11 protein-coding genes are annotated in these 16,651 nt (G+C 50.1%); 9 read left to right on the top strand and 2 right to left on the bottom strand.

The window, feature by feature from the left end; genetic code table 11:
* The first annotated feature begins 6 nt into the window (after positions 1 to 6).
* Both NMAG_RS01670 and NMAG_RS01675 read left to right on the top strand, forming a co-directional pair.
* The gene (locus NMAG_RS01670; RefSeq protein WP_004213849.1) at positions 7 to 2,322 is read left to right on the top strand and encodes a ThiF family adenylyltransferase; all 2,316 of its coding nucleotides are present in this window, start codon (positions 7 to 9) and stop codon (positions 2,320 to 2,322) included.
* Between the two features lie 40 nt (positions 2,323 to 2,362).
* Entirely contained in the window at positions 2,363 to 3,583 is a 1,221-nt protein-coding gene (locus NMAG_RS01675) for an SAVED domain-containing protein (protein WP_004213851.1), read from the top strand.
* Between the two features lie 614 nt (positions 3,584 to 4,197).
* Here the strand turns inward: NMAG_RS01675 and NMAG_RS01680 are convergent.
* Positions 4,198 to 5,211 (bottom strand): nucleotide kinase domain-containing protein, encoded by a 1,014-nt coding sequence (locus tag NMAG_RS01680; RefSeq protein ID WP_012996342.1) that lies wholly within the window; start codon positions 5,209 to 5,211, stop codon positions 4,198 to 4,200.
* Between the two features lie 115 nt (positions 5,212 to 5,326).
* Between NMAG_RS01680 and NMAG_RS01685 the strand changes: the two genes are divergently transcribed.
* From NMAG_RS01685 to NMAG_RS01710, 6 genes are all read left to right on the top strand, one after another.
* Positions 5,327 to 6,214, top strand: a complete 888-nt coding sequence (locus NMAG_RS01685; protein ID WP_004213857.1) for a hypothetical protein — start codon at positions 5,327 to 5,329, stop codon at positions 6,212 to 6,214.
* Entirely contained in the window at positions 6,211 to 6,786 is a 576-nt protein-coding gene (locus NMAG_RS01690) for a hypothetical protein (RefSeq protein WP_004213858.1), read from the top strand. The genes NMAG_RS01685 and NMAG_RS01690 overlap by 4 nt, the downstream gene beginning before the upstream one ends.
* Positions 6,787 to 6,801: 15 nt before the next feature.
* Positions 6,802 to 7,242 carry a DUF4231 domain-containing protein gene (locus NMAG_RS01695; protein ID WP_004213860.1) on the top strand — a complete coding sequence of 147 codons (441 nt, stop codon included), beginning with the start codon at positions 6,802 to 6,804 and terminating at the stop codon, positions 7,240 to 7,242.
* Positions 7,243 to 7,286: 44 nt separating this feature from the next.
* Positions 7,287 to 7,757, top strand: coding sequence for a TIR domain-containing protein (locus NMAG_RS01700; RefSeq protein ID WP_004213862.1), 471 nt, complete (start codon positions 7,287 to 7,289; stop codon positions 7,755 to 7,757).
* 596 nt (positions 7,758 to 8,353) lie between these two features.
* Positions 8,354 to 8,554 (top strand): AbrB/MazE/SpoVT family DNA-binding domain-containing protein, encoded by a 201-nt coding sequence (locus NMAG_RS01705; RefSeq protein WP_004213864.1) that lies wholly within the window; start codon positions 8,354 to 8,356, stop codon positions 8,552 to 8,554.
* Positions 8,547 to 9,296: a recombinase family protein gene (locus tag NMAG_RS01710; protein ID WP_004213866.1), complete on the top strand. Its 750-nt coding sequence runs from the start codon at positions 8,547 to 8,549 to the stop codon at positions 9,294 to 9,296. Before NMAG_RS01705 ends, NMAG_RS01710 begins: the two co-directional genes overlap by 8 nt.
* Positions 9,297 to 9,456: 160 nt before the next feature.
* On the opposite strand, the gene NMAG_RS01715 is transcribed toward NMAG_RS01710, so the two are convergent.
* Entirely contained in the window at positions 9,457 to 10,368 is a 912-nt protein-coding gene (locus NMAG_RS01715; RefSeq protein WP_004213868.1) for a recombinase family protein, read from the bottom strand.
* A 4,925-nt stretch (positions 10,369 to 15,293) separates the two neighbouring features.
* On the opposite strand from NMAG_RS01715, the gene NMAG_RS01720 reads away from it, so the two are divergent.
* Positions 15,294 to 16,565, top strand: coding sequence for a Cdc6/Cdc18 family protein (locus tag NMAG_RS01720; protein ID WP_004213870.1), 1,272 nt, complete (start codon positions 15,294 to 15,296; stop codon positions 16,563 to 16,565).
* Positions 16,566 to 16,651 lie beyond the last annotated feature (86 nt).

The raw sequence follows: 16,651 nt of genomic DNA on the forward strand, positions 1-16,651 counted from the left end.
TAACGTATGCCACCTAGGGAACTAACGCAGGCAGTGGATACTCTTGCCCAACTCGACGCAGTCACGGTACGTGAAGACCTCCGACAGAAGGAGGACGGGCGCAAATGGATACTCAAGGTCCAGCTACGCCTCACCGACCCCCCAGCAGACACGCAGGTGCCGCGAGAGACCGACTGGTATGTCCTGATCGAAGATACCTATCCGTGGGGATCAATCGAGATCCACCCGTCTAAGGAAAACAGCATCACTGCAACCTTCCCCCATCAACGACGGAACCACCCCGGTAGTGAAGAGGAGCCGTGGCGAAACGGGAACATCTGTGTCTCTCAATACGGCCACATCCTTGGCCGGTCAGGTGCAATTACCGAACCACGCGACCCAGACGAACGGCTCCGGTGGCACCTAGAGAGAGCCGTTGCGTGGTTGGAGACTGCCGCAAACGGAAACCTTCAGCAGCCAGGTGATCCGTATGAGGTGCCAGAATTCGATACCAGAGCAGCCCCGAATCGAACCCTTGCCTTCAATGAGACCTATGACTCATTCGAAGACTGGCAATCAGTTAGCGGATCGTGGGGTACTGTCGAGCTTCGACAGTTAGCGGAGCCCACGGGAACACTCGCCACCGGCGAGTTCAGAGATCTGGACGATCACGTCATTCACCAACCTGAGTGGGGCGACTACATCAAGGACAATACCGAGGACGTATTCCACGGAGCTTGGATTCTCCTCGATTCGACACCGTTCGAACCCCCATGGGAAGCACCAGAAACATGGCGTGAATTGGAGAACGTCCTCGAAGACGCTCCCATTGAACTGTACGAACTCTTGGGGAAGGTCAGTTCAACTGTCACGGAGGAAGACATCCAAATCCTACTCATTGGGTTTCCCATTCCCGAAGAGATTGGTGACCCTGACGCTCTCATCCGGTGGCAGGCTGTCAAGCTCCCCAGTCTCAAACAACCAGCCGAGCATGCCGGCGGATTCCGGAACACTGAGCGAAACCGCGAAATCCTCGCCCGCGTCGATTTAGTGAACAAGGAGATTCAATGGCTGGACTCGGAGAATTGGGCACACGAGCAACTCGCACGGCGTGGATCATTGTCGAAGCCGCTATCTGAGACGAAGGTCCTCCTCATTGGGACTGGAGCGTTGGGGAGTACACTTGCGGAGTGTCTTGTACGAGGAGGCGTTCAGGAGTTGACGCTCGTTGATGGTGAAACATTCGAAATCGGGAATCTCGCGCGCCACACTCTGACGCTTCCCGACGTTGGCGAAGAGAAAGCCACTGCACTTGCTGAGCGACTCCAGTCACTCACCCCGCATGCCAGCGTCGAAGCGATAACCGAGGATTTCCCACCGACCGACGAATCACGGGATGCAGTCGCTTCATCAGAGATCGTTATCGATTGCACTGGGTCAAACGCTGTGCTGGGAGCACTTCGCCGCTTCCCGTGGAAGCAACCAACGTTGTTCACCTCCGCCTCGATGGGACGACGCGGCAACCGGTTGTTCGTCTATTCTGCGTACGATACTGCCTTCCCACATAATCGCTTCCGAGAGGCGCTCGAACCGTGGCTACTCCAAGAACGACTAGAGTGGTCTCACGGAGAGGATGCTGTGCCGGAACGAGTTGGCTGCTGGCACCCGGCGTCCGTTATCCGGATGGACCGAGTGACCACGTGGGCAGGTACGATCTCCCGGTACCTCGACCAAACAACAGACCTCGGGCACGGCCAATCCAAACTCACTGTTCTTGAAACGCAGGCAGAAGGTGAAGTACCACTTGTGTCTGAAGCCGAGCCACCATTCCAAGACTCGATAGAGTGGGCATCCGCAGACTCGTCGATCACTGTGAGAATCCCGGCGGGTCGTCTTGCTGCTGTGAAAGACTTGTGTGCTGAAGCAAAGGAGGTTGAAACCGGCGGGATTCTAGCAGGGACATACTTCTCGGGAGGTGAAGCGCTTGTTGTTCGGGCGACAGACCCGCCGAGCGATTCGACTCACGGGCCGACGACCTTTCACCGGGGAACCGAGCAAGTGGATGAATGGCTCCAAGCGGCTAACGAACGCCTCGGCATCCAGTATCTCGGAGAGTGGCATTATCACCCGGCCGCACCACCGGAAGCAAGTGATGACGACTATGACGAGATGGTGTCCATCGCTACGAACGAGAGTTACCATTGCCCCGATCCAATCCTCGTCATTATCGGCGGATCACCACCCGATGATCTCTCTGTGAATGTGTACGTCTTCCACCGCGAAGGCGACTTCGAAGAGCTCCATCGTGCGAACCCGGAGGACGAACCGGAAGATAGTCAGTGAGATAGGAGTAACTATCTTTTCAGATCAACAGTGACCGACTATGACTGACCCAACGGGGAAAATGTTCGTCAGCTATCGAAGGAGCCAAGCGGACATCGCTGAAGCGCTCATCACGTCGTTACACGAGCATGGGATACGGACCTGGCAGGACATTTCCGATCTGCCTACCGAGCCAACCCAGCCCGAGATCAGGAACGTATTAGAGGTAGAGAATCCTGAACTTGCCGGTGGCATTGTACTGGTGAGTGAGGATGTCACCAAATCGGATATCATTCTCGAACTGGAACTCCCTGGTCTTCATAACCGATGGAAGAACGAGGAAGAGTTCTTCGTGGTAGTCGCGCTCTGTCCTGGGATTGACTATGACGACGCGAACGAGATCCTCTCCGAATCTCCGACACTGCTCGACTTCTCCGATTGGAACATGATTAAACTGGGGTCTACAGCGGATACGCCAGCAGCAGCCGATGATGTCGCTACTGCCGTTCTCACTGAACGGGTTCGTCTCAACCATGAACGACTTGATGAGGACCATCCGTTCGACATATCTCTCGATACGTACGCTCCTCCCACCCATGCATCTCGACCAGCGGTTACCATCGATTGGTCATCGTATTTCGCAGACGGGGCTCCGACGCCTGATCACTGGAATCAACGGCTTCTCCCTCGACTCCAAAGGGTCATCGACCTTGTGGAAGAATCTGCTCCCGGGAGATCTCTCCGCGTCCGCGGACAGGCTCACTTGCCAGCCGCGTTCGCATTAGGACACTGCCTCCAAACGACCAGAGCGATCGACGCGACGTGGCTGCAATACAGCGCAGGCCAGCATAACCCATGGAACCTCCACACCGATCAGCAAGACAGTGGATTGGAGAGCGACTTCCATGTGAATGACATTACGGGTTCTGACTTGGCCGTCTTGGTCAGTGTCACGAATGAGGTAGACGCAGCTGTCGGGAGATCCAAATCATCGCTTCCTGATTTCAGCGGCGTTCTTGAACTCTCGCTTGGCGATGTCATTGGATCAGCACTTAATGCTTCAGAGGCCGCACACGCCGCGCATATGTTTCGCCAAGAGGTGCAAAGGGCACTGAATGAACTATCTGCCACATCAACCATACATCTCTTCATGGCGGTCCCAGCGGGCCTCGCGTTCCTATTCGGTCAATTGAGTAACACCTTCCCCGAAATCCAGACCTATCTCTTCGAGACTACGAACGGAGCAAGAACCTACCAACCTGCTGCCTCACTAGGAAACTGACTGTGCTTGAAAGCACCTTGTTGTGCCCAACTAAAGACTCCGGTAAAGATGACTGAGGACTCCAACGACTCAGAGGACTTTACAGACCTATCAGACGAGGAGATCTAAGACCTCTCACAGGAATTCACCGAAGCAGTTCCAGAGGCGCTGGGGAAAACATTGGGTCTAGACTTGTTTAGTGGTGCTGGGGTGGGTGACACAGATGAGGACGAAACTATTCGAAGTGGCCTTGTTCCTTAAGGAGCTCCAGTATGCAAACTTCGGTGGAACCCACCCTCTCGTTTGACCATCAAACGAAAGCAAGACCGTGCCTGTTCGACCGATAATCGCTGTCCTATCTGGCGATTATGTGAAATCCCCCATACCACTTGTTGCCTGCACACCACACTGGCATGATGTACACGGTCAAAGCAGCTCACACACATAATTTACTTGCTACCATCATTTGGAATATGCTTCACTCATCAAATTAGCAAAACCACTAGGCAGCGGCGGTTCTCATTTGGAATCTACACACCCCCCACCCATGAGCCGAGACGGATCTTAAAACGCTAATTCAGCGATATCGGGACATAGAGGGGGTGGTAGGTGTCTTGGATCGGAAATGAGGTGTTCTAATCGGCGGAGTTGGGAAGGCTAATCACTGGCGCTCGTTCGTACATTTCACGTAGTTCGCCATGTGATCGTGCTTCGGTATTCCGGAAGCAGCGCCGAGCACGACCGTTCGAATGTCGAATCTTATGATACTTGTAGAACTCGCAGAGGCAGTTCTGGATGTTTGCTAATGATAGCTCCAAGCCGCCCTTGTCTTCTGTCTCCAGATAGGGAAAGTCCAGATCCAACCGTTCAAACTCCTGTTGCTGGTTCTGGCGGAGCCACCGCATCACGTCAAGACGACCGAAACCGTTGAACTCCGTGACAAGCTGTTTCAGCCCCTTCTGAGCACCCGGACCGGGAGCCGACCAGTCGTTCGGAGAAAACGGGAGTACGGAGTTCCCATCGTAGTAGTCCACAGGATACAGAAGATCAACAAGAACCTGATACGAAAGAAAATTTCCGAACCCGGGCTGTGAACGGATCAGCTTGTAGGTGCCTTCCAGCGATTCGGTAGAAAGCATGTCGTCAAAGAACTCCGGATCATCCGTGATTTCGCCGAAAAGCGCAGCCACGTTTTCTACTTTGTCAGAAGACCCCATCTGATTGTAACCACTCACCATGTATGCGCCAGTGAACACCGTCTCCCCCAAACCGTCCCGTCGATGTTTCAGTTTCCCCTCAAATTCTGCTGCATCGAAGGTTTCCCGTGACTGAAATCCGAGATGCTCGTGCGTTTCGAGCCGGCCGATCAGCCGGTATAGCATCACATTCAGAATCTTGTCCTGACGCGAGGCATCCGCCTCCAAGATGTTCTGAATTACGTACTGCGTCCCGGGATCCAGTTCGCGGTAGACGTTCGTGAATCGATACTCCTGCAAAATCTCGTCATCGGTCCATGGAGACGGTCGTCCCTCAATCACTCGACGATACCATACCTTCTGCCGTTCGGTGATGAACTGCCAGAACAGATCGAGTGATTCCTCATCAAGACTGTTCTGAATATTATCAGGCTGTGTCAAGGACTCAGACATTACTCCTACTCTGAAAGCCAGCAGTTGACTCATTGAATCTTACGGCACACCCGTCCTCACCGAACATTCGGTTGGAGAAACAATTTATAGGAAGAATACATCCACCAAACATAAAATGAGGTATGAATCAGATAGGACTCCTGATTATGCGCCTCCCAACGACCCGTGGGAGGAGCATCAGGCATCGGAAGATGCCCAAAGTTATCTAACACTGTACTACTGCGAGGACGAGATCAGCAAATATCCCGTTCGAGAGGTCACCAAGGTCAACGACAATAAGAGCGACCCGAATCTTGAGACGATGAGTTACGGATTGTGCTCTACCTGTACTCGGGACATCCGATCCGGCCTGGTGAGGAACAACCGGCCCTACCTCTTCTTCTGCACGAACTTCAAAGGAGAGCGGCATCTCGCTGGGTACTACCATATTGGCTGGTACTCGTTGGGTCCACCGTTGCTCACCAACTACCGGAACGGTAGCATCCAGGACGACTACCGTCTCGTGGCGGACGAGATGAAGTGGATTTACCCTCCGATCAGTTTCGAAACCATAGCCGACGAAACCGGATTTGACGGTATCTTGACCGGGTTCAGAAAGAAACTTGTCACACCCGAGACAACCGATGCTCTCCTCAGCCTTTTCGAGGATAGGGAGGACTATTCCCAGCAGTACCTTGATGAGATCCAGCGACTAGAACTGATTAACAAACGGTACCATGAATTCCGGTACCCGACCTGGGAGCGGAAGGCCGGATTCGATTGGGAATCTGTCCAGAGCTACGTCGGAACGATGCAGACCGAAGAAGATGACGAGACCAAGGAGATTCTTGAAACAAAGATGGAGGAGATGGACATTGACTTTTCTCTTATCGCCTCAGAGGGCGTATCTGACTGGTTCTGTCTGATATGTAATCACGACTTTGAAAATAAGGCCCCGCTGAAATTATGCCCAAACTGTGATAACAATGGAGGGATTATCCCCGCAAGAGCGATCAACGAATGAACGACTCCACGGAACTACTTGATCTGCAGAAACGTCAGCAAAAACATGATAAGGAGCATCACCGCGACATCTTCACACTCCCATATCCAGAGAGGATGAATCACTACGTGCTCCACTTTTCGAAGTACGTGGGCCGTATGTCTCGTGACTATGCTGATGATGACATGCGGATTGAACAAATCGAAAAGACGCTGGCTGATAGCTTCATCGTCGGACTGGCAGCGGCGAACACACTCAACTTAGATCTTCAGAATGAACTGGAGAAGATGTTCGGCCTTGAGGCAAACGGAGTTGCTGAATGGGGAGAAGCATTGAATCCTGCCGATGACGTGATGGATTCGGAGGAACTGAAAGAATGGCTGTTTACGCGGATGGCCTCTCCGGCGGGACGTATGGCGAACGCGATGGAATCGCTGGACCACATGGAGCCAATGAATACCCGCGAAGTCTTGGAAGAAGAGACAGTGGAAATCATTTCTGACCTTCTCATCGCTGCAGAGAACCTGGGTACCGACCTTGAGGAGATACTAGACGAGAGATGGACCGAAATTGAGGAAGAGTCCATTCTGTAAGTCAGGATTTCGAACATGGTAGAGAACTTCGACGAATTCTACGAGGAATTCTATAAACCGCAATTTGAGTGGTACGATACGAAGGCAATTAACAACAAGAAGTACCATCGAGGGATGAAGATTTCCCAGATTTCCTTAGCTGCGATTCTCCCGGTCGCCGTCACGTTGTTTCCGGTGACATCCAGCGCGTTCTGGCAGAACACGATCATCATTGCTTCTGTTCTACTTATCATCCTCGAAGCCCTCGAATCATACCTGAACTACCAGAAAAAGTGGATGAACTATCGGACCACTGCTGAGGGACTTCGGCGCGAGGAGCAAATGTTCAAAACCAGAACGAAAGAATACGAAGGCGTGGAAAATCCTGAAAAGCTGTTTATCAAGCGGGTGATGGCGCTCACAAGCCAAGAGAATCGATACTGGGAGATTACTACGCGAAAAGCACAAGAGGCCTAGCCACATTGTGTCAATTAGAACGGCTTACCAGGCCGCATGAAAGAATGACCACCCGTCGAGTCTTCATCAGTTACGAGGGAAGCGACCGGATGAAAGCCAAGGGCTTCCGGTTGCTTCGATGGAACAAGAATGTTGACGTCGAGTTTCAGGACCGCCACCTCCTTGATCCCGTTGACAGCACGAACGACCAGTACATCCAGCAGTGTATTCGGGACGAAATCAAGGGAACCTCCACTACCGTCGTTCTGGTAGGCGAGAACACGAAGGACAGCGACTGGGTTGACTACGAAATCGAACGGTCGCTGAAAGAAGGGAACGGCTTGGTGGCTATCAAAGTAGATGACGAAATCACCGACGAAGATGTACCGGACAAATTGAAAGAGAACGGTGCAGAAATCGTCGATTGGAATCCGGACGAGTTCGGTGATGCGATCGAACGGGCGGCGAGCCAACGGAGCAAGGTTGGTGAGTCAACCGTTAGAGGACGTGCAGGTGCTGGATGCGGACGGTCCTAATTACTGAAGTAACCTTCCGGATGTTCGGGGCCAGGTGAAATCGCTAAGGTTAGTGTCTCAGTGGGACTCACCCCGCGTCTTATCGTACGCTGACGATCGATAACAGTGAGTGGAATCTGTTGGTGTACGCTTTCTGAGCGGATGTGACCATATTTCACTAGGCGATCTCATTTGGAATGCGCTTCAACAATCAAATTAGCAAAATCGACAGAAAGCGTACGATTCTCATTTGGAATCTGCGTACTCTTCATCCACAAACCAGAGGTGATTCTCAAAACACTAATTCAGAGAAATCAGCGTATAGAGGATCTTAGGAGGGATCTTGGAGCGGGTCTGAGGGGTGAGGACACCGCGGATTCCAAATGAGATACTCCTTCGTGAGGCACTGAGAGGCGGACCCAACCACACCCCTCGTACCGAGTGAGCATGTTGGGAACTCTCAACGCAGAGAAAATGCAAGGTATCTCTTGGGAGAGGACTCACTGAATTACTTGGAATGATTCTGCAGCGACAGCTTGACTGTTAGCGCTGGGGGTGTAGCTCTAACACACTTACGTAACACTATAATTAGTTCAACACGTAACACTAAACAGAAGATGCCCAAAACAAAGGTCCAAGTCACCGAATCCGAGGTTACTGATCGGGATGGCAACACACGCGAAACCAAACAATATCGAGTCACCATCCCGAAGGACACTGCCGAGTTCTTCAGCCTAAAACAAGGCGACGAACTCGAATGGGAGATGGGGCGAGCGCGAAACAAGATGGAAGTCACCATCCACCATAACGATGACTGACGAGCAGGAACCGTTAGTCGTAGATGGGTACACCCGGCTCTCCCAGGACAGCGACCGCAGCATTCCACGCCAGAAAGAAAAGATCCAAGAGTACATCAACGAGCTAAATGACCGTGACGACCACCCGCCAGTCGTTCTGAACACGATCTTCGATGACGGCCGATGGTCTAGCGGATTCAGCACCGCTAATCGAGGCGAATACGGACAAGTCCTTGAACGAATCAAAAACAGCGAAGCAGATCTGGTCGTTGCCGATGGAAAGCGCCGGTTTGCACGCGACTTTGACGACACAATGGATCTAATCCTGTCGTGTCGCAGCACTGGTGTTGAACTTCACGACACATCAACTGGCACGTTAGATCTTGACGATTCGATGAACGTTGCTATCGAGCTCTTACAGGCAGCGACCGAACACAAAGCTATGCGACGGTATATCGAGAAAAGCATCGAAGAGACCAATCGTCGCACAGATGCTGGATATTATCACGGGCAACCTCCAGTCGCGCTCAGGTTCGATGAGAACAAGCAGTTTCTCGTTGCGGATGAGAATAGGATTGACGACGTCCTCCGCGTCTACGAGTTACGAGATGCAGGCGAGTCGTACCGCTCGATTGCTGAAGAGGTCCCGTGGAGTCCACCGACTATCGGTAAACTCATCGATCGACGTGATCAGTACGAAGCAGTTGTAGAGGGTGCGAAACTCGGGTTCAAGTTTACTATTGTTGAGCCAGAACTCACATGACCACCGCGAGTGGTGTGCATAACGCTACCCATCTTGTCAACAAAAGGATATGTTAGAAGCATATCTGGTGAATTCTGACCGGTCCTGTTTAAGACTTTCTCACAAAACCCAGAAACGATGCGAAATCGATGGTGGGTTTGCTGAATTTAAGCATAGAAAATTAGTTGATACCATAGAGTTCCGAGCAGCCCAGCGCTCGGTGAATAGTTTTCCGGCTGACGTCAAGTTCGCGTGCAGCTGCGGATTTGCTGAGATCCTCATACTTGACTGCATGAAGGACCTCGCATACACGGTCGTAATTGTTTGCAGGGACACGTCGTCCTGCGTCATCTTTGTCGAAGCCGAGCCTTGCCCGACCTGGGCGTATATTGTTATCGCCAGAGAGCCGGTCCTCAATATCCACACGCTCAGTCTTCCGCTGAATATCAATCCCAGCTGTATCAATCGCTTTGAGGAGTTCCGACGCGATCGTCTTGTCTTTAGAGCAGAGGACGAAACCAGAATCGACAACGTGAATCTCACAACCAGCATCAAGGATAATTCGAACGCGTTCTTCAATCTCTCGCACGTCGCGCCCGAAGACGCTCAGTTTGTCAACTATTATTGTGTCGAGATGTGTACTCTCGATCATAGCAGCGAACCTTTCACGTGAACTTGACCCGAGGACGATGCGCGGAGCAAACCAGATTTTAAACACTCGGCAGTTACGAGACCCACTATCAGTATCCTTGATGATGAATTGGGCATCTTCTCCTGTCGTTTCGCAATTGCTAAAGTGTATGTTCTGGATCGAAGGCTGGCGTTCACGGTCAGCGTGCAGGGCTTTCATGTAGTCAATCATATTTCTAACATCGTCGATTGGCTCGCGCGATGGGAATTCAGAGACTGCGAGCGAGTACCACGGGGTATTATCCGCTGAGAGGTGCACATCGTCTCTCTCTGTGGAGTCTTCGATTTCAGTCTCTCCCGTCTCACTGTCCCTCACGTAGCTGTCATCATTGTCCGACGATAAGGAGCGACTCATCATTTCCCTGTGTGCATCATCTTCAGTTCCAACCATTTCCTTCGACATATTTGATCTTGTCAACTCCTGCGGCATAAGTCCTCATTCCTAACGCACATCTAATCGCACAGTGTGCAGTTGACTGTGCGCATCCCATTCCAGGTGTGCGATAAGGATGTGCGATCACGAGAATGGATGTGCGATAAGGATGTGCGATAGGGGTCAAACGGGGATGGAATCTTCAAACCCGTGCGGCTGTTTCTAATGGCCTTATAGGGTGTATAGGATGATCTAAACCCTCAAATGACGTTTGCGGCTGTTCTATACCCCCACTGAAAATCCGTAGTTGGTACGAGGTATAGGCATTTAGCCGATGAATGAAACTGACCCAAGGGACGAGAGGAAGAGTTTCCTCCACGCTCATACGCCGCACGGCTTTGAGAATGATGTACCTGATGGCACGGATCGGGCATGAACTAACTATCATCGACACAAATGCGCTTACACGCCACGACGAAAGAGACAAAACATTATTCTCGATGCAACTATGTGAACGCTCACATTCCGCAAGGTTCCCGCACACCACGCGTCTTAGTCTTCAGGTTGAGAGTCACATTTTCGTCACAGCTAGGTTGCTCACGCTATTTTCTGGTTTGATTACAGAGCAGGACGAGTGCTTCAGACTTGACTCTATGACAACTCACCATAGAGACTCGTATCTCGTATTCTCGAAGAGAATTGTGAGCACATCATTATAATGCGGCCAAGTTCCTGATCAATGTACCAGAATCATGTACCGAGTTACAGTACCACAGTATAACTCTTCGGTACTGTACCATGTCACTGGGACATGACGATGTGTCGTAAACCGCGGAATCTATAGTAACAACTGTAATGATTTACACACTGAGCACGGAGGGGCCTAGCGATCTGGTGTGCAATGACTTGCAGTGACTACTATAGTTTGAAATTCGGGTGAACCGATTTCTGCGATGGATCCGAGTAATCGAGGAACTCTTTTGCGGTTACTCGTTTGGAATCCGCGCACCTGCATGCGTAAATCAGAAACAAATCTCCAAAAGACTAATCCGTCGAAACGGGCCACAGAGAGGACGATGAGGTGTCTTAGAGCGGAATTGAGGGAGATTATGAGTTTTAATGGGATGCGACACTCAAAGCAAAGATATTGACACACTCCCAGTGGATCGATCGTTTCTAGTGCTGACCAGATTACGAACAAGTCCCACTCTGTGGACTTGCCGGATAGGTGGCTGACGACGTGTTTATTAGGACACCACAGTTCCAAATGTGAACACCTGTAAACGACGTTTTGAGTCCCTATGAGTTCGTATCTTCATCACGGCCACACCCCTCATACCGAGTGAGTATGTCAATATTGATTAACGTAAACAGGGCCGAATCAAGAGTCTATCTTCTTGAGGCGAGGGAATCCCTTCGTTCACGACGGGCGTGAATCGTCGCACGGTGGATTGACGTGTTCTAAAGCGGTAGCGGGTGCTGACCGACGCAAAACAAGCCAGATAACTCCGAGTCAGCAGGGCAGAACCACGACCCCACTGCCGGATAGGAGTAGCGGTTGCGTGGCCCCGCCAGCACCCCGTCGGTGTGCAAACGTAAGTTCCCACTACAGCGGGCCTCCGCTCGTGGGAAGCCTCGCCGTCGTCGAGCTACGCCCGACTGCCTGAGGGATCGAAGATCCCTCTTCGTTTACGTCGAGGAGGAGGTCACCTCAGTTACGTCAACTAGCTTTGACCAACAACGAATCAACACTCATTTTCTGAGGGCTTATTGAACAATTGGTATCCTCAAATCGATTAGGACACCGCGGATTCCAAATGAGTAGTGTCCCTAAACGACGTTGTGAGCCACTATCAGTTCGGTTTTCATCACGGCCACACCCCCCGTACCGAGTGAGTGTGTCTCTCAATCTTCACACCAACTGTCTCTACGGCTTCTAGGGGGCATACTACTGCCTGCCCAGCAGTGGTTGCTGAATGCATCTACTCCATGCAGATTCCAGTCATAAGCAGTGATCGCTTCGATCCCGGGATACTCGCGTTATTCTCTGGTATATAGGCAGAATAGGGAGAGTGCTTCGGGACTTGACTGTAGGGCAGTTCACAACGGTGACTCTTATTTCTTAGCTCCGAACAAGACTGTGAACACATCACGCTAATAGATCAGATACCCGGGCTATGTATCACAGTATAGCTCTTTGATACTGTACCATAGTTTTGTACCAGGCCTCCGGTACATGTCGATGTGGCGTTGAGTGCAGAATCTCATTTGGAATTCGGGTGGACCGATTTGCTAAGATAGATCTGAATAATCGAAGTTCCCTCTTGCGGTTACTCATTTGGAATCCACGCACCCACATCCATAGACTAAAAACAGATCCCCAAAACACTGATTCGTCGAAATCAGGTTACAGAGGAGACAATGAGGGATCATGGAGCGGAACTGAGGGGTGCTATGAGTTTTAGTGGAGTATGATGCTCAAAGACAGAGATATTGAGACACTCTCGGTAGATTGGCGGTTTGAGTACTATCCCAATTGTAAACGGATGCCAGTTCCGGCTGACTTCTCAGGTAAGTGACTTTGGTATGTCTGCTAGAACTCCGCGAATTCCAAATGAGAAGGACCTATAAACGACACTGTGACCCTCTATGGGTCGGGTCAACATCACGGCCACACCCCTCGTACCGAGTGAGTATACTGTCGGCAGAACGGTTGGGACCTTCGGTAGAGACATTACCGGCGAAGTCTACCAAAGCCCTTGTCCGATAGTATATGTCTTGTTGCTCTGTATGCCGTGTAATCTTCACTCAGCAGTCTCTACAGTCATAAGCCGCACACCACTTACTGCCCTGCTCTGCAGGGATCGTACTACATGCCGACCCCACCAACAAGCAGTGAGCGCTTCGATCTCGGCCGTGACCGTTCGGTATTCGCCAAGAGCAAAACTAAATCGCTCATTTGGAATGTGGTCAGTCCATTTTGTTTGCAAAACCCCATGACAGCGAGCAGTTCTCATTTGGAACTCGGTCCACACTCCGATAGAGACACATTCGGCTGCCCTACGGCGATTCTCATTTGGAATGTGCGCAGGTAGCAGTCCATCTTCTATATACAACATCTTACAGTACCACTCTTTCACAATAGTGCGAGACAGATACCCCAGGTTTTGACCCCGTAGCAGTTGGCACACCCTCCCCCCTTATTTCGAACGTACTATTGGTCCAAGCAGGGGGAGGGGGTTAGATTCCAATCAATGGTCCAACACCTTTTCTTCGCCCCGAACGTACAACTATGACGATGAAAGAGTGAGAGTTACTGTAATATGAGGACAAAAACAGCGCCCCCACACCCCTAATTTCGATCGTTTTAACCTGAACGAGGTGGGTGGGTCGAACAATCAATCGATACGACAACGCTAATTCTTGTTGGGGTATTGTATCGAGCAGTCAGTTTTGGTTGCGCCAAATAGCCGTATTCTCATCACTCCCTGAATTTCAGCCACTCATATGATCTCTACGAGATTAGATCGGCATTCACTACTAAGTTCTACATTGCAATTGCACAACGATCTGTGTTCTTCACAGTAGCGTTACTCGCTTCACGCTATGACGGATCAAGAGGTAGTGATAGTGGGTTTCTGATAGTACAAGCGTCTATAACTTCTTTAGGAAATAAGATCCTATACCATAAGAGTTAAGTTACTATTATATATTAACATTTATTAATTTATAACAAGGTAATTAGCCACAATCATCTACACTAAAAGCATGTCATAGAAGGGTTTCCGTGAATTCAGCCAGTGGTCAGTACAGACGCTACTCATGTGCTGTCGTTGCTAATGAAAACGCTCGTATCACATTCTATTGCTGTTTCGAATGCTCCCACAGCTTTCTTCATCGAATCAACGATATCGTTACCCGACACTTCTCGTACCTCCGCCCCCTTATTTTTCCACATCAATACTATCGTATGTTTTGATTTCTCTTCATTATCCATAACTGCGTATTCGTTCCTCGACGGATTAAGAAAGGCTGATCATAGACTTCTCGGTTCTCACCGTACACTGTAACTGATCGACTGCAGACGATTCTGTAACACACCGACTCTAAAGATAGAAATTCTACATGGTACACAAGCACCTCACAGTATAGGACCGCTTACCCCCATCAATAGCTCTAGCCCACGAACCGAGTTTAGATGCCATCCACGTTGTTTAAATGTGGACTATTCGATTTCTTTGACCCTACCCACCCCCTCAAACCCGATTACGCTCGAAATGAGGGGTGGGGGTGTTGAGAGATAGTCCAACAAGTTCAGGTAATCCGCCTCAAGATAGCGGTAAACAAACCCAGATCCTTTGACCCCCACCCCCTCGAACTAAATTACGTTCGAAATGAGGGGTGGGGGCGTTGAGAAATCGTTCCGGATCTCTCACTCTATTTTTAAGGAAAGAATCTGACTATTCATGGCAGCGTAAATCCGACAACACCTGCGCAGCCTACATTCCACAATAGCACAGTCTTTAATCTATATAAGGATTCTAATTTTATATTACACTAAGGGGGCACGTATGTCCACTTATTCGGATAATATTGGAACTCCAAAACCGGGCAGGTTCGAGACACTCTCTCGAACCCCTGTGTATCTCGTTACAAAATAACTCCAAGTCCTCTGCTGGGATACGAGTGACGGCGGTGTGGCCCCACCAGTAGCCTTGTCGTGCCGACCGAGAGACAAATCAGCATATCCCAACCCAGTGGTACAGTGCCGTCGGAAGCCTCACCGTCGTCAGGTGTAGCCCGCCTGCCTGGGGGCTCTTTGATCCTTCTCCGTTTTTAGCGAGGAGAAGGTAACTTTGCAGTCAAGTAATTCGAGATGGGAGAAACGCGCAGCAGGTGAGTTTGTCTGACAGTCGGTGAAACCGTTATATGTAAACAGGAACTGGCATACAGCCATGGAAAATCCCTTCAAAAGATCGAGTGTGCCGACTTCTTCACCGCGAGCCGAGAGTGACCAGATATTCGAGACGAAGGAACCCTTCTCGAAGGATTTCTGTCCTGACAAAGTGTTTGGCCGAGAGGATGAAATTGATAGACTTAGCATTCTCCTCAGTGATGTTGTCCAGGAGTTCGGGGCACCAAACATCCTTATCGAGGGTCAAGAAGGCTTCGGCAAAAGAACAGTGACAACGTATGTATTAGACGCACTTCAAGAGGAATGTCCGACCCAGATCACTATTCTTGATGTAGACTGTAAGGAACACAATAGTATTTACCAAATTCTTCTGCATTTGTCCTATGAATTTGGTGAGTCATTCGTTAAACAAGGACATCCAACTAGTACATTACGAAAAATCGTCTACAAGAAACTGAATGAGTTCGGTGGAACAGTTCTTATTATCCTCAATAATATTCAAGAATTGGGTCCAGATGATCAACCCGTCGCTGAGTTTCAAGAAGCGTGCACAGATGGAGATATTAGTAACGCTGAGGTGGGTGTGATTGGCCTTTGCAATAGAATTCGCCTCCCCTATCATCTTGCGGAGTCGGTCAAGAACCATGCTCAAACATCAAAAGTAACCTTTGAACCATACCGATCACCAGAACTTCGGGCTATTTTGGAGTATCATGCTGAAATAGCTTTCAAAGATGATGTCTTAGCTCCTGGTGTAGTACCAAAATGTGCAGCGATTTCGGCTCAACTCACAGGAGACGCTCGAACAGGCTTAACTCTGTTAAAATTGGCAGGAGAAATCGCTAAGGAATCCAGTGATGAACAGATTACTGAAAAGCATGTTGATAGAGCTAACTCTAAGCTTGATACTACACAATTTATTGAGTCATATGTTGAAGATTTCTCCAGAGAAGAACAGCTCGTTGGGCTGATCATAGCATTACTTGATATGAGGAACGAGTGCGAAATAGAGTTCAGACACGTTTATTCGCATTACTACGAGTACGCCGAGAAAGTAGGATTGAATCAAGTCAGCGAGCGTCGTGTCCGTGATTTTTTGTGGCCATTTGAAGAAGAAGGAGTGGTTTCTGTCGAGAGACATAATGCAGGGAGGCAAGGCGAGAAAACCGGTGAACGTGGAGGTATCTGGCATACATATTCACTAGAAGTTCCAGCACCAGAGATAGTTGAAGCAGCCAGATCCGCATTTACGCCATTTCAAAAGCTAATCACATACGAAGAGGAATCGAATTGGGAAAACTACGATAGGTAGAGTAGGAACTAATTCGCTATTAGGGGCGTTGTCCGCGTTCTCGCGGACCTTGGCGTCTCACGGTCGTGCTTGTATCGCAACCCTCC

It is taken from the genome of Natrialba magadii ATCC 43099, from assembly GCF_000025625.1.
Taxonomy (GTDB): Archaea; Halobacteriota; Halobacteria; order Halobacteriales; family Natrialbaceae; genus Natrialba; species Natrialba magadii.

Bases quoted from the DNA above. Each gene is read 5' to 3' on its own strand.
- NMAG_RS01670 (WP_004213849.1), top strand. From the start codon at position 7: ATGCCACCTAGGGAACTAACGCAGGCAGTGGATACTCTTGCCCAACTC.
- NMAG_RS01675 (WP_004213851.1), top strand. From the start codon at position 2,363: ATGACTGACCCAACGGGGAAAATGTTCGTCAGCTATCGAAGGAGCCAA.
- NMAG_RS01680 (WP_012996342.1), bottom strand. From the start codon at position 5,211: ATGTCTGAGTCCTTGACACAGCCTGATAATATTCAGAACAGTCTTGAT.
- NMAG_RS01685 (WP_004213857.1), top strand. From the start codon at position 5,327: ATGAGGTATGAATCAGATAGGACTCCTGATTATGCGCCTCCCAACGAC.
- NMAG_RS01690 (WP_004213858.1), top strand. From the start codon at position 6,211: ATGAACGACTCCACGGAACTACTTGATCTGCAGAAACGTCAGCAAAAA.
- NMAG_RS01695 (WP_004213860.1), top strand. From the start codon at position 6,802: ATGGTAGAGAACTTCGACGAATTCTACGAGGAATTCTATAAACCGCAA.
- NMAG_RS01700 (WP_004213862.1), top strand. From the start codon at position 7,287: ATGACCACCCGTCGAGTCTTCATCAGTTACGAGGGAAGCGACCGGATG.
- NMAG_RS01705 (WP_004213864.1), top strand. From the start codon at position 8,354: ATGCCCAAAACAAAGGTCCAAGTCACCGAATCCGAGGTTACTGATCGG.
- NMAG_RS01710 (WP_004213866.1), top strand. From the start codon at position 8,547: ATGACTGACGAGCAGGAACCGTTAGTCGTAGATGGGTACACCCGGCTC.
- NMAG_RS01715 (WP_004213868.1), bottom strand. From the start codon at position 10,368: ATGTCGAAGGAAATGGTTGGAACTGAAGATGATGCACACAGGGAAATG.
- NMAG_RS01720 (WP_004213870.1), top strand. From the start codon at position 15,294: ATGGAAAATCCCTTCAAAAGATCGAGTGTGCCGACTTCTTCACCGCGA.